Source organism: Sphingomonas zeae (genome assembly GCF_014197135.1).
Classification (GTDB): Bacteria; Pseudomonadota; Alphaproteobacteria; order Sphingomonadales; family Sphingomonadaceae; genus Sphingomonas; species Sphingomonas zeae.
Genome location: NZ_JACIFA010000015.1, coordinates 1 through 14,178 on the forward strand (window position 1 = coordinate 1; position 14,178 = coordinate 14,178).

The 14,178-nt window shown below is 65.5% G+C and carries 6 protein-coding genes and 1 tRNA gene; 4 read left to right on the plus strand and 3 right to left on the minus strand.

Going from position 1 to position 14,178, the window contains the following annotated elements; all coding sequences use genetic code 11:
* Positions 1 to 18: 18 nt before the first annotated feature.
* Positions 19 to 95 (plus strand) — tRNA-Met (locus GGR45_RS16585).
* A gap of 630 nt (positions 96 to 725) precedes the next feature.
* Positions 726 to 2,408: an alpha-L-fucosidase gene (locus GGR45_RS16590; protein ID WP_175310524.1), complete on the plus strand. Its 1,683-nt coding sequence runs from the start codon at positions 726 to 728 to the stop codon at positions 2,406 to 2,408.
* Between the two features lie 320 nt (positions 2,409 to 2,728).
* Here GGR45_RS16590 and GGR45_RS16595 read toward each other — a convergent pair whose 3' ends face one another.
* On the minus strand, positions 2,729 to 4,585 hold the full coding sequence (locus tag GGR45_RS16595) for a glycoside hydrolase family 97 protein (RefSeq protein WP_175310525.1): 1,857 nt from the start codon (positions 4,583 to 4,585) through the stop codon (positions 2,729 to 2,731).
* A 420-nt stretch (positions 4,586 to 5,005) separates the two neighbouring features.
* On the opposite strand from GGR45_RS16595, the gene GGR45_RS16600 reads away from it, so the two are divergent.
* Both GGR45_RS16600 and galA read left to right on the plus strand, forming a co-directional pair.
* A complete protein-coding gene (locus GGR45_RS16600; RefSeq protein ID WP_217497861.1) occupies positions 5,006 to 7,777 on the plus strand; it encodes a glycosyl hydrolase 115 family protein in 2,772 nt (923 codons plus the stop codon).
* Positions 7,774 to 10,659, plus strand: a complete 2,886-nt coding sequence (galA, locus tag GGR45_RS16605; protein ID WP_175310527.1) for a beta-galactosidase GalA — start codon at positions 7,774 to 7,776, stop codon at positions 10,657 to 10,659. Before GGR45_RS16600 ends, galA begins: the two co-directional genes overlap by 4 nt.
* Before the next feature lie 77 nt (positions 10,660 to 10,736).
* Here galA and GGR45_RS16610 read toward each other — a convergent pair whose 3' ends face one another.
* Complete coding sequence (locus GGR45_RS16610; protein WP_175310572.1) at positions 10,737 to 11,852, minus strand: acyltransferase family protein; 1,116 nt, start codon at positions 11,850 to 11,852, stop codon at positions 10,737 to 10,739.
* Between the two features lie 5 nt (positions 11,853 to 11,857).
* Positions 11,858 to 14,140 carry an alpha-N-acetylglucosaminidase gene (locus GGR45_RS16615; protein WP_246358282.1) on the minus strand — a complete coding sequence of 761 codons (2,283 nt, stop codon included), beginning with the start codon at positions 14,138 to 14,140 and terminating at the stop codon, positions 11,858 to 11,860.
* Between the last annotated feature and the right edge of the window lie 38 nt (positions 14,141 to 14,178).

Genomic DNA, 14,178 nt, shown 5'->3' on the forward strand with positions numbered 1-14,178 from the left:
CACACCTTCCAGAATTGGCGCGGGGTGGAGCAGCCCGGTAGCTCGTCAGGCTCATAACCTGAAGGCCGCAGGTTCAAATCCTGCCCCCGCAACCACAGCTATAACACTCGATACGCCGCCCTCACGGCGGCGTCGTCGTTTATGCCCCAACCAAGCAAATCCGATACCTGAGCTGCTGCCGGTTCCGTGGACACCGAGATAGGGTGTTTTGGAACCGGAGGATGGAGATGCAACGACCGAAGTTCAGCCGTGAGTTCAAGCTTGGGGCAAAATGTCCCCCGGACATTTCGTCTTTCCCATCGCTGTCGCTGACAGTGGTGCGGACCAGCTTGCTGCGGATCACGCCGGCCAAGCTCATTGCCTACATCAGGCGGGCAAGGGTTTCGCAGGCGACGTTCAACCCTTCGCGCCGAAGTTGCCGCTAGACCCTGCACATGCCGTAAATGCCGAATTGCTCCTTGAATACGGCGCACTTCCGGTCCGAACGCATCACTATGCCAAGCCTGAGCCGACGGCTTGGTCGGCCCAACCCTTCTGGCTGTGTGAGCATGAACTGAATGCCCGAAGTCCCTTGCCAACTCCAACAAACAAAGGTCTAACATCGCGCATATAAGATAAGGCTTTCACGTGAGAGAGTAGAAAGCGGCGCATTCGATAGCGAGGTTGTTCCAATGGCCTTGGGAAATGCCGGCGATGCGTCTCGCGATTGATGGCGGGAGAGGGCGATGAGGGCGAACAGACGAGAGATGATCGGCGGAGGGATCGCGGCGGCATTGGTGCCTGCTGCGGCATCGGCCGTCACCACCGCACCGCAGACGATGGGGGCCGGGCGTGCGCTGAAGGTGCCGCCGCCTGCGCGCTTCACGCCGGACTGGGAGTCGCTGACCGCTGGCTATAGCGTGCCCGACTGGTTCCGTGACGCCAAGTTCGGCATGTGGGCGCATTGGACCGCGCAGTGTGTGCCAGAGGCGGGCGACTGGTATGCCCGCGACATGTATCTGCCCGGCTCACGCGCCTATGTTCATCATCTCAAACATTATGGTCACCCGGCCGATGTCGGCTTCATGCAGATCCAGAATCTGTGGAAAGCGGATCGCTGGGATCCTGGCCGATTGCTTGATCTTTACAAGAAGGCGGGTGCCAAATATTTCATGGCGCTGGCCAATCATCACGACAATCTGGATACCTACGACTCGAAATATCATCGCTGGAACACGATGCGGGTGGGGCCGCGACGCGATATCATCGGCGAGTGGGAAAAGGCCGCGCGCGCGCGCGGCTTGCGTTTCGCGGTGTCGAACCATTCGGCCCATGCCTGGCACTGGAACCAGCCCGCTTATGGCTATGACCCGACCGGCCCGCGCGCGGGCGAACGCTATGATGCCTATAAGCTGACCGCCGCGCAGGGGCGGGGGCAGTGGTGGGAAGGTCTGGATCCCCAACAACTCTATGGCGGGCGCCACATGCCGATGCCCGACGGCATCCGGACCCTTGCGGAGGCTCATGCCTGGCACGAAGCGACCGATCGCCTGTGGAACGAGGGCGTGCCTGCCGGGACCGACTTCGCCCGCAACTGGTTGCTGCGGACCAAGGATTTGGTTCAGAAATATCGTCCGGACATGGTCTATTTCGACAATTTCGACCTGCCGCTGGAGCAATATGGCCTGGACTTCACCTCCTGGTTCTACAACCAGTCGCTGCAGTGGAATGGCGGTCGGCTGGAGGCGGTAGTCACCAGCAAGATGACCCCGCCGCAACGACGCATGGGCATCGTCGACGATGTCGAGCGCGGCGGCAAAAGTTACATCGAACGCTTTCCGTGGCAGACCGATACCTGCATCGGCGGCTGGCATTACGACATCGAGACGTACAGGAACGATGGCTACAAGTCGGCAGCCAACGTCATCCATACGCTATGCGACGTCGTCTCGAAGAACGGTAATCTGATGCTGTCGGTGCCGATGCGGGGCGACGGGACGATCGACGACAAGGAAGAGAAGGTGGTCGAGGAGATCGCCGACTGGATGGGCCGCTATGGCGAGGCCATTTATGGCAGCCGCCCGTGGAAACTGAACGGCGAGGGGCCGACGCGCCCGAATTCGGGGCTGTTTTCCGAAGGTGGGCCGAAGTCGGCCTATACCGCCAGGGACGTGCGTTATGTGACGCGCAACGGCAACCTTCATGCGCTGGTGCTGGGCTGGCCGGAGGACAATGTCGCGCGGATGACGCTGCTGGGCCAAGCCAGTCCGACGATGCCGGGTCAGATCCAGCGGGTAACGCTGCAGGGCGACAACACCCCGCTGTCCTTCAAGCGCACGAGCGAGGCGCTGGAAGTCACGCTGCCGCAGGGCGCCCGTCACCACATCGGCGTCGCTCTGGTTATCTCGGGCAACGGCATCACCGCCTGACGATCACAGGGGGGCGGTGCGCCTCTCCATTGATAGGAGAGGGAACGGATGGGCGACTGGCCGCGACTGAAGCGCCGGGCCTTTTACCGTTCCAAGGCCCTCCCTTGCCCTAGACAGAAGAGGGGGGTGGCGAAGCTTGCCAGCGCTCTTGCCAACGCCACTGGGATGACGGGTTGAGCAAGCCTTCGGCGCGCGCGCTCCGCGCCCACCACGCTGCCTTATGGAGTGGAACGCAAAGGATCAAAGAAAGTTGATCCGCTCGAACGGAAGCGGGGCCGGGAGGCTTATCCCGGCCCGGCTTCTATTCAGCTAAGCCTCCGTCAACGTGCCGGACGCAGCCACCCCACATAGCCGCCCTGGGTACGCAGCGCGGTGTCGATTGAGTCCGTCGCGCCGACTATGCGCTCGGTCCGATCATAGGCGTCGGGCTTTGCTTGATTGTCGGCCAGCGACACCAGTTTCCACTTGCCTGCGCCCAGGAAGCGCAGGTCGATTTTCAGCGGACGCGCGGCGGTGCCGTTGATGATCGCCACGAACCAGTCCTGCCCGCGACGACGGGCAAAGCCCGCCATGGTGCCGGGCTCGCTGCCCGGCAGGACGATCGTCTCGTCATAGACCGCGGGGATCGCCTTCAGCACGTCGAGTGCGGGGTTTTCTAGATAGGCCTTCGGATGGCCGCCCATCGACAGATAGGGCGAGGTGAACAGGATCGCCTGCGCCAATTCGTGCGACCAACTGTTGCCCTGCAATTCCTTCGTCTCGAACACGGTCGGCGTATAGTCGCCCGGCCCGACGACATAGCGACTGAAGGGCAGGATCGTGTCATGGTCGCCCGGCAGCACGCGTTTGTAGCGGGTGATGTGCCATTCATGGCCGCGCACGCCCTCGCGCGTCATGACATTGGGCCAGGTCCGCTCTGTGCCGGTCGGCTTCAACGCGCCGTGGAAATCGACCATCAGCTTGTCGGCCGCCGCATCCCGGGCGAAATCCTGATACCAGGTAGCCCAGATGTGATTGGGATGCTGCGGGAAGTCTACCTTCACGCCGACGATGCCCATATTGGCATAGCGGCGCAGCATGGCGCGGCGCTGGGCAGGATCGAACATTTCCTTGCTGTGGACCCAAACCCAGATGTCGACGCCCTGCGATTGGGCATAGCGGATCGTCTCCGCCAGTCCTTCCCATGGACGCTTCCACTGCGCCCATCCTTCGTCGACCAGATAATAGCGATAGCCGAGCTGCCTGGTCCAATCGACCCACTGGCGCTGGTCGTCCTCCTTGGGCGCGCCGATCGCCAGCCATTGCCAGGACGAGACGCCGGGACGGATCCAGTCCGCCTTGGCCAGCGCGGCCGAGGGCGGCGGGTTGAGGTTCTGGATCAGCGTGGTGTTGACCAGTGCGGTCAGGTCGCGCGCGACGATGGTGACGCGCCAGGGCTGGACGACGGCCTGGTCGGTCTTCCACCCCTTGGGATCGGCATAGAGATTGCCCCGGAGCAGGCCGCCGGCATCGGGGGTCACGCCCATGTCGCCATAGTCGACGACCGCCGCCTCGCTGATCGTCACATAATAACGGTCGATCTTCGCAGTCAGCGGCATGCCAAGCGCGCGGCCGGTCAGCTGGCCCAACGTCTTGGTCTCGTAAACGGCTTCATAGCTGGGATCGAGCGCCGCCGCCCAGACGCGCGGGTCGGCCGCGGCGAGCTTCCAGCCCGAGTGATCCGCCTCGACCTGACGACCGGCCTTGGCGGGCAGGCGCAGGCGAACGCCGACGCCGTCATCGGCGACATGGACATCGGCCTCGAACCGGATACCGCGGGCGGTCAGCGCGACGCTGGCGACATTGGCCTTGTCGATCGCCTCGGCCTTGCCGCCAAGGAAGCGATAGCGGCTGTTGACCACCTTGCGCTGTACTGTGCCGATCTGCGCGGCATTGCCCAGATCCACGCCATCAACCTTCATCGCCAGCGGCGAGGGATCGAGGATCGCGCGCCCGTCGATCGTCACGCGATATTGCAGCTTGCCGCCGACATCCGACAGAACCGCCTGAACCTTGCCGTCCGGGCTGGCGACGGCCACCGTCTTGGCCTGTGCCCCGGATGCCGCCATGACGGCGCAGCACGCGATCGCCCAGCGACACGTACCCCTCCGCAACCTCAATCCCGTGATACGCGTCATGTTATCACCCTAGCCTGGGCCGGGACGGCAGGCGTTGCTCGCCTATCCCGAACCTCTCCCTTCGCTTTCAACGCTTTTATGTGTGAAACTGAAATGTGATGCACGCAAGGTCTGAAATGCATCTTGACGCTACATGGTTTTCTGTCTGGCCAGCTCCACCGCAATGCCCGGCAAAATAGCGCTCCAGTCGATCCGCCTCCGCAGCCGCGATCGTCGTGACCGAACCATGTTCGGCAGAGGTGAAGTTAGTGGTCTTCATCGGCGAGCCGGGGTCATTGAAATGGGGTGAGAGGGTCGATCACATAGGCTTGCAATCGGCTCTAAATTGGTCAGGCAAATCACCTTTACAGCTCGATCCGTTGGATTAGACTGATCGGACAAGCATGGGGGCGATGAATGAAGCGGGCGAGGATCGGTGTCATGAGCGCGGGCCTGGCATGGATGCTGGGCATGACCGTACCCGCCAAGGCCGCCGACCTCGAACTGACCCGCGCCAACCTGCTTGCCGCCCCTGATGGAGAGGGAACCACCCGCCTTGCCGCCGAGCTATTGTCTCGCGATCTGAGCGCGCTGGGCGGGCAGCCGGGCGCGGTCGTCGAGGACAGGACGAACTGCGCCAGTGTGTGTATCGTCATCGGCACCGCCGCTTCGCCGGTCGTGCAGAGGCTGGCGCGCGAAGGTGGCGTCGATCTGTCGCCCATCGCGGGTGGCTGGGAACGCTATATTCGTGTGGGCATGCGCGTGGCGGGGCGGCACTATCTATTGATCGTCGGATCGGATGCGCGCGGCGCCGCCTATGGTGTGACCGACCTGTCGCGCGCGCTCGGCGTGTCGCCCTGGGAATGGTGGGCCGATGTCACGCCGCGCCGTCGCGAGCGGATCGCCATCGACGCCGCAGCCTTCGTCTCGCGCGAACCCTCGGTGAAGTATCGCGGCATCTTCCTGAACGATGAGGATTGGGGGCTGGAGCCCTGGGCGGCCAAGACCTTCGACCCGGCCAAGGGCAATATCGGCCCAAAGACCTATGCGCGCGTCTTCGAACTGATGTGGCGGCTGAAGGCCAATACGCTGTGGCCGGCCATGCACTCGGTTTCGACGCCATTTTTCGGCGATCCGGGCAATGCGCCGCTCGCCCGGCGCTACGCGATCGTGATCGGCAGTTCCCATGCCGAGCCGATGCTCCGCAACAACCTGCGTGAATGGGATGAGGACAAACGGGGCGGGTTCGACTTCACCCGGCGGCCCCAGGCGATCGTCGATTACTGGCGCGAGCGAGTGAGAGAGACCAACGGGCAGGAGGCGTTCTATACCATGGGCCTGCGCGGCCTGCATGACGGGCCGATGCAGGGCGTCACGACCACGGAGGCGCGGCGCGGCATACTGGAGGATGTGGTCGGACGGCAGCGCGCGCTGCTCGCCGAGACGCTGGGCAAGCCCGCAGGGCAGGTACCGCAGCTTTATGTCGCCTATCATGAGTTGCAGGAGGCCTATGATGCCGGGCTGACCCTGCCGGATGATGTCACGCTGATGTGGACCGACGACAATTACGGCTATCTGCGGCGGCTCAGCACGCCCGAGGAGCAGAAGCGGCCGGGCGGAGCGGGCGTCTATTACCATCTGTCCTATTGGGGCCGGCCGCATGACTATCTGTGGCTGGGCACCACCCACCCGGCGCTGATCCGCGAGGAGATGGGGCGGGCGTGGAACACGGACGCACGGCGCATCTGGGTGGTCAATGTCGGCGATATCAAGCCGATCGAATATCTCTCGCAATATTTCCTCGACCTCGCCTTTGACGCGCGGTTGCTGCACCAGTCGCCTCGCGAGCATCTTCGCCGCTTCATGGCAGAACAGTTTGGCGAGGCCGAGGCGGGCGTGATCGCCGATGTGATGCTGCGCTTCTACGATCTGGCCTGGCCGCGAAAGCCGGAATTCATGGGTTTCGGCCAGACCGAATGGGTCATGCCCAACCGCCCGAGCGGTTACGTCCAGTCGGACGGCGAGGAGGCGCAGGACCGGATCGCGGCCTATCAGGCGCTTGCGACGCAGGCCGAGGCGATCGGCGCGCGCATCCCGAACGACCGGCAGGACGCGTTCTATGAGCTGGTCCTTTATCCGGTGCGCGGCGCAGCGGGGCTGAACACACGCATCCTGTCGCTCGATCTGGCCGAGCTGTATGCGCGGGATCAGCGGGCCAGCGCCAATGCCTATGTCGCGCGGGCCAAGGCGGCGCATGGTGGGCTGGTCGCGGATACGGCGCGGTACAATGCGCTCGCCGGGGGCAAGTGGCGCGGGATGATGGACATGGCACCCCGCCGTCTTCCGGTCTTTGCCGAGCCGATGTGGCCGAGCTGGCAGCCCTCGATGCAGAAGGGCTGCGCCACGGGACTATCGGGCGCATGGATCGGGGACGAGAATGTCCTGACCTTTACCCGCGGCGTTCCTGCCACGCGGCCCGTGACCCTGTACCAGCACCAACCACGGACGACCGCCTGGTCGGTGCATGGCATACCGGCCGGTCTGTCGCTGTCGGCTGCCAAGGGCGAGTTGAACGAGCGTGGCGGGTATGAGCAGCGGCTGACACTGCACTATGACGGCAAGGGAGCGGTCGGGCCGGTGACGCTGCGCTGCGGCGATCAGCCGGTGGTCGTCCATGCGACCGCGCTCACCCCGCCCAAGGTCGAGCCGGGCACGGCCATTGAGGACGAACGCCGCATCACCATGCCCGCACTGACCGCCCGCTATGGCGCCGATTGGGAAGCGATCGCCGATCTGGGCAGCCAGCATGGGGCGTTGCGGGCGAAGCTGGCACTGCCCACGCGCGGATCTGCGGCGCAGGGCACGCCCGCCACCTGGCGCTTCGCCACCATGACCGAGGCGGGGGCGAACCTGCACCTCGTCGCTTTGCCGACCCATCCGCGCGACCCGGCCCAGGGCCTGCGCGCGGCGGTGAAGCTGGATGACGGCGACTGGCAGACGTTGGATTTCGCAACAAAGGCTCGCAGCGACCGGTGGCGGCAGAATGTGCTGACCAACACCGCCGTCGCGACCCTGCCGCTCAAGAGTTTCGCCGCCGGAGCACACCAAGTGGCGATCGTGCCGCTCGATCCCGGCCTGACCCTGGATCGTGTCGAGCTGGTGCTCGACGGTGCGCGTCCGCTTTACGCGCCAATGCCGGAGACTGCCCGATGACCGTGACCCGCCGCACCCTGCTCGCCAGCGGGCTGGCCGCCCCGGCGCTGGGTACACCCGCCCTGGCTGCGAACCGCCCCGTGATGCTCGACAGCGGGGACGCGCCCGCGCCGTTCGAGGCGATGCCCGAGCCGCCTTTCGTGGCGGACCCCGGCTTGCTGCGGCTGGACGACGGCTGGTTGTTCCACAAGGGCGACATCGCGGTGCCACCGATCTTGGGGCATGAGGAAAGCTATCAGAATGCCAAGGCCGGGATCGCGCAGGGTGCGGCCGCCGTCAGCTATGACGACAGCGACTGGCGCGCGGTCGAGCTGCCGCATGATTGGGCGATGGAGGAGGTGGTCGATCCCGCCGCCAATGTCGCGCAAGGGTATCGGCGACGCGGGATCGGCTGGTATCGCCGTACGCTGAAGCTGCCGACCGAGTGGCGTGGCCGGTATCTGGAGGTGCAGCTCGGTGCGGCGGCGACCAACGCCAAGGTCTGGTTCAACGGCGTTCTCGTGGCGCACAGCTTCAGCGGTTACACCGCGATCCTGATCGACATCACCCCCTATGCCCGGTTCGGCGAGGAACTGAACACGCTGGCCGTTCGCGTCGATGCCGACACGATGGAGGGCTGGTGGTATGAGGGCGCAGGTCTATATCGCCACAACTGGTTGGCGGTGCGCGATGGCGTCAGCATCGTCACCGACGGCCTCCACGCCGACCCGCGGCGCAAAGATGCGGGTTGGGCGGTGCCGGTCGCGCTGACCGTCTCCAACATTCAAAAGATGGCAGCAACCGTCCGGGCCGAGGCGGTGCTGATCGACCCGAAGGGCCGCACGATCGGTCGGGCGGAGACGGACGTCACGATCGATCCGCTTAAGACCGCCGAGGCAATGATGTCCATTCCGGTCGCGGCGCCGCAGCGCTGGTCGGTCGATCAGCCGACCCTGTACCGGGTGGAGACGCGGCTGCTGCGCGACGGCAAGGCGATCGATGCCCGCGCCGCCCGGATCGGCTTTCGCGAGATCCGGTTCGACGCGGCGACCGGCTTTTACCTCAACGGCGTGGCGACCAAGATCAAGGGCGTGTGCGTCCATCAGGATCATGCCGGGGTGGGCGTCGCCATGCCCGATGCGATGTGGGAATGGCGCATCCGGCGGCTGAAGGCCATGGGGTGCAACGCACTGCGCTGCTCGCACCACGCGCCCGCACCCGAACTGCTCGACGCTTGCGACCGGCTGGGGATGCTGGTCATGGACGAGAACCGCAACTTCAACCCCAGCCCCGATTACCTGCGCCAGTTGCAATGGCTGGTCCGCCGCGACCGGAACCGGCCGAGCGTCTTTCTGTGGTCGGTCTTCAACGAGGAGCCGATGCAGGGCACCGAACAGGGTTACGAGATGGTCCGTCGCATGGCCGAGGCGGTCAAGGAGCTCGACATCTCGCGTCCCGTCACGGCGGCGATGAATGACGGGATGTTCTCCCCGCTCAACGTCTCGGACGCGGTCGATGTGATGGGCTTCAATTATCAGCATCGTCGCTACGACAGCTTCCACACCGCCCACCCGACCAAGCCGATGACCAGTTCGGAGGATACCAGCGCCTTCATGACGCGCGGCGTGTGGAAGACCGACATGGCCGCGCACGAGGTCAGCTCCTACGACACCGACGCCGCCGAATGGGGCCAGACCCATCACGAAAGCTGGCGGATGATCGAAACGCGGCCGTTCGTCGCGGGGACGTTCGTATGGACCGGCTTCGACTATCATGGCGAGCCGACGCCGTTCGAGTGGCCGACGACCAGCAGCGTGTTCGGCATCATGGATCTTTGCGGCTTTGCCAAGATGGCGTTTCACCTGCGCCGTGCGCAATGGGTTGACGATGCGCTGGCGCTCGCGATCGCGCCGCACTGGACCTGGCCAGGGCGCGAGGGGGAGGCGATCCGCGTGATCGCGCTGACCAATGCCGAGACGGTCGAGTTGAGGCTGAACGGCCAGTCGCTGGGCCAGAAAAAGGTCGACCGGCTGGCCATGCCAGAATGGCAGGTGCCTTATAGCCCCGGACGGCTGGAGGCGGTCGGCTATCGCGGCGGGCGCGAGGTGTCGCGTACCGCCGTTGAGACGGCGGGCAAGGCCGTCGCCTTGAAGCTGGTGGCGGATCGTGGCGGAATGCTGGGCACGGGCAGCGATGTTCAACCCTTCACCGTGATGGCGGTCGATGCGCGCGGGCAGGTGGTGCCCGATGCTGATGCGCTTGTCCGCTTCCGAGTGACTCGGGGCGCGGTGATCGGCGTTGGCAATGGCGATCCGAACGATCATGATTCCGAGGTCGTACCCGCGCGTCGCCTGTTCCACGGCCTCGCCCAGGCGCTGGTCTGCGCTGAGGCGGGGGCGGGCAGGCTGATCGTCGAGGCGAGCGCACCGGGACTGAAACCGGCGCGTGCCACGGTGCGGGTGATCGCCGCCGAGCCGCTGCCCGCGCTGCCCGCGACGCGCCCGGTGGCGATGCTGACCGACTGGAAGCGGAGCGACTTCACCGCGACGCGGCCCGATCCGCTGCGGCGCTATGCAGGCAACGACATGAACAGCCTGGTCTATGCGCGGCCCGGACGGCTGGAGGGGCCGGGCGAGGGCGTCTGGTCGACCTATCGCACCAGCTTCAAGCCGCGCCGCCGGGTGGCGGAACAGGGCGGGGCGGTGGTCTTTGCCGAGGTCGTCGGGCGAGCGCAGGCCTGGGTCGACGGGATTAAGCGAGCGGAGAAGACGGACTTTGCAGGCGCGCCGTTGGTAGTCCCGTTCCCGGCCGGGGTGGGCGAGCGGCAGGTGGTGCTGGTCGTGGAAGCGGAGCCGGGCAAGGCTTCGGGATTGGGGCGGACGATTTCGGTGCGGGAGCGTTGACCCGTGCGCTTCGACTTCGCTCAGCGTGAACGGAATTCACCCCTCCGTTCAGCCCGAGCGAAGTCGAAGGCCAAGGGTCACACCTTCAGAATGATCCCCTTGCGATCCAGCACCCACCCGAACGCGCAGCAGATCAGCGTATAGGCGAGAGCGCAGAGCAGCGACCCGACCGGTCCCGGTGCGATCGGCTGGAAGCCGTTGAGGCCGACCCAGGTGTAAAGCCCCACACCGTCGACATGGACCAACTCCAACACGACGACGAGCAGTTCGGAAAAGAGATAGATGGCCAGCGGATTGCGCCCCAGCATCTGAAGGAAGGAGCGCCCGAGCGTCACGCCCCGCACCTCGACCAGCCAGAGCGTCGCGCCCAGCAGGATCAGGTCGAGCCCGACGGTCAGCGCGACGAACGTGCCGGTCCACAGCTTCTTGCCGATCGGCAGGACCGGCGCGAACAGCAATGCGACGACGACCAGCGCGGCCCCGATCGCCGCCAGCTTCCCGACCGTCGCGCCATGCTTGCCCCAGCGCTGGATGGCGAGGCCGGTCAGATAGCCCGCGATCACATTGGCGGTCGCCGGCAGGGTGCCGAGCAGCCCCTCGGGATCGAAGCCATGGTCCTTCTTGTAAAGATGCTCCGGCCCGATCAACCACAGGTCGAACAGCGTCCCTGCATTCCTATAGCGCCCGAACGCCTCGCCCGCCGGGCTGAGGCCGACCAGGATCGCCCAATGCGCCACAACCAGCCCGATGGCGACCATGAGCAAATGGCTCGGCCGCAGATAGCGGGCAAGGAGAGCCCCCAGCAAATAGCAGAGCGCGATGCGTTGCAGCACGCCGGTCAGCCGGGTGTCGGCAAAGGGCTTGGCGACCCAGCTGCCGTCCGCCTGATGGGCGACGAAGGGGAACCAGTACATCAGCACGCCGAGCAGGAAGATCAAAGCGGCGCGCTTGAACACCCGGCGCAGGAAGACATGCTCGGGCATCGGTCGGGTCAGCGCGAAGCTCATCGCGTTGCCGACCGCGAACAGGAAGCTGGGATAGATCAGGTCGGCGAGCGTAAAGCCGATCCACGGCGCGTGCTGCAACTGGCTGAACGCGCCGCCCGCGCCTGCCGTGTTGACCACGATCATCAGGAAGATGGTCGCGCCCCGGAACATGTCGAGTGAGGCGAAGCGCTCGGGTCTGGCGGTCATGATCGTCACCGGGCGGTCTCCATCATCAACGCGCGCGCCTCGGCGACCGGGTCGGCGGGCGTTATGGCCTTGTAGGAGCGTCGCGAGGCGACCCACGCCTTTTCCCAATCAAGCAGCTTGGCCGTGAAGGCGGCATCGTCGACCGGCCGCTCGGCCAGCGCGGCGGCGCGCGCCTCGGTCAGATAACGGGTCCAGCGCGGCAGATAATAATCGGCATACATGCCTGCCCAGGCCTTGGACGCATAATCGCCCAGATGGCCGCGCCCGCCCCAGATCGTCACCTGCGCCTTGGCATTCTGTTCGTAAGCGCTTTTCTCGGCGGGGGTGTCGCCATAGGCCCGCGCATCGGCGATCCAGCTGGCCAGACTCTCCTGCTGTCCGCCGATCAGATGGTCGATGGCAAGTGCGAGAACCTTGACCCGCGCCGTTTCGCGGTCCCCGGCGGCGACGTCGCCTTTCTGATAGGCGGCAACGCCGGCCTTCACGCTGTCGTCGAGCGACAGGCTGGCGGCGTGGCGGGTCAGGTCGACCAGATCGTAACGGTAGAGCGGGCTCTTGCCATAGGCAGGCGCGAGTTTGAGCATGGCGGCGATCCCGGCGCGCAGCCTGATGCGGTCGCCCGGCTCGGCGGGATAGGTCGGCGCATCGGCGGCCGGTCGTTTGAAGAACAGATACGCGCCGGCCCGCTCGTTCCACCAGCGCGGGGTCCAGTAGCGGACGTCATAGGCGCCCGCGACGACATCCTGCCACGCCGCGATCATTGCGGGATCGCTCCGTCCATAGCGGGCGGCAGTGTACCGGCTCAGCCAGGGCGCCATCGCCATGTCCGTGCCCGGCCAGGCAACGTCATAGGCATAGTCATAGACCAGGCTGTTATTGTGGAGCCCTTCGGGGAACAGTCCGAAGCCGCGCACATGGCCGCGGCCCTTGTCCGCGAACAGCGCGGCGACATCGCGGCGGTAGAAATCCGGCGCGCCGTACACGGGGTTGCTGCCGCCATAATTATGGACATAGCCATAGACCCAGCTCTTGCCGTCAAACCCGTTCGTGGTCTTCCAGATGCCGGGATAGCGGTCGTTGCCGATGTCGAGGATCAGCATCTTCTCGTTCGGCACGTCGCGCAGGAAGGCGGCGATGGCGTCGGGCGTCCAGAATTTCTTGTCCGCGCCGAACAGCCAGCCCTGCATCACCCAGGTGGCTCCCGGCGCGGCGGCGGCGATCGAGGCGTATAGCCGCTGGCCATAAGCGGCCAGCCGGGCGTCGCGGACCTCGCGGGGCAGGGCGGCCGCCTTGGTCGCGGCATCGAGCGCGGGCGTGTTGGCGGTCGCGTCGCCGTACGAGGCATGGGCGGTGTCGCTGCCATCCTCAGCGATCGGCGGCACCATCTCGTTGAAGGCGTCGGCGAGGTAGTAAGTCCCCGGCCCGTACTCGGCGGTGTAGAGTTGCAGGAACCGCTTGGCGAGCGGCGCGAAAAGGGGGTCGGACGGGCCGAGCCAATAGGTGCCCTCAAATCCTTCCCAGGACCGCATCTTGTAGATGCGCGCCTTGGGATGCGCCTCCGCAAAGGCCTTGGGCACGTAACCAGCGAAGGCGGGCAGGATGGGGGTCATGCCCAAGCTGCGCATCCGGGTGAGGATACGCTTTTGCAGATCGTGTTTCTTGTCGATCCAACCGTTCGGCAGGGGCGCGCGATAGCCTTCGATATTGCCCATGCGCTGCCATGGCAGGAAGGCGGGGCCGGAGAAATGCTGGGCCAGTTGCGCCTCGCTCAACCCCTGTTCTCGCCAAAGCTGGCGCCAGACATAATCCTGCCCCTCCATGGCGAGCGGCATGTCGACGCCGTGGACGGCCATCGCGTCGATCTCCCGCTCCCAGCGCGGCCAGCCCCACCAGGGCGTGGTATAGCCGAAGGTGCAGGTATTCAGGTAGGCGCGGAACGCAAAGGGCGAGGATACCCAGCCGCTGTCGCCGGGCGTCAGGCGGCTCATCGGGCCGACGCGCTTGCCTTCCCAGCTGATCGACAGCCGCCCTTGTGTGTTCAGCGTCGCGGCGGCCCCGCGCACGGCCGCGATCGGGGACGAGGCTTCGACATGCAGCCGGTCATGATCGACCCGGACGCGGTAGCGGGGGGCCGACGATGGCGCGATCGAAATAACGACCTGTCGCTCTGGCACGCCCAAGCGTTGGAGGGCGGCGCGTGCGGCTTGTGCGCCATCGCCCTGGGCGTGGGCGACCGAGGTCGTAAGGAACAGGGTGCCGATCAGGCCGAGCGTCTTGGGAGAGGTCATCACGGGCGGCATTGTCCCCGGTTAAAAAGAAAAGGGAA

What these genes read in the sequence shown, in the direction of transcription:
- GGR45_RS16590 (WP_175310524.1), top strand. Translation starts at nt 726, where the DNA reads ATGAGGGCGAACAGACGAGAGATGATCGGCGGAGGGATCGCGGCGGCA.
- GGR45_RS16595 (WP_175310525.1), bottom strand. Translation starts at nt 4,585, where the DNA reads ATGACGCGTATCACGGGATTGAGGTTGCGGAGGGGTACGTGTCGCTGG.
- GGR45_RS16600 (WP_217497861.1), top strand. Translation starts at nt 5,006, where the DNA reads ATGAGCGCGGGCCTGGCATGGATGCTGGGCATGACCGTACCCGCCAAG.
- galA (WP_175310527.1), top strand. Translation starts at nt 7,774, where the DNA reads ATGACCGTGACCCGCCGCACCCTGCTCGCCAGCGGGCTGGCCGCCCCG.
- GGR45_RS16610 (WP_175310572.1), bottom strand. Translation starts at nt 11,852, where the DNA reads ATGACCGCCAGACCCGAGCGCTTCGCCTCACTCGACATGTTCCGGGGC.
- GGR45_RS16615 (WP_246358282.1), bottom strand. Translation starts at nt 14,140, where the DNA reads ATGACCTCTCCCAAGACGCTCGGCCTGATCGGCACCCTGTTCCTTACG.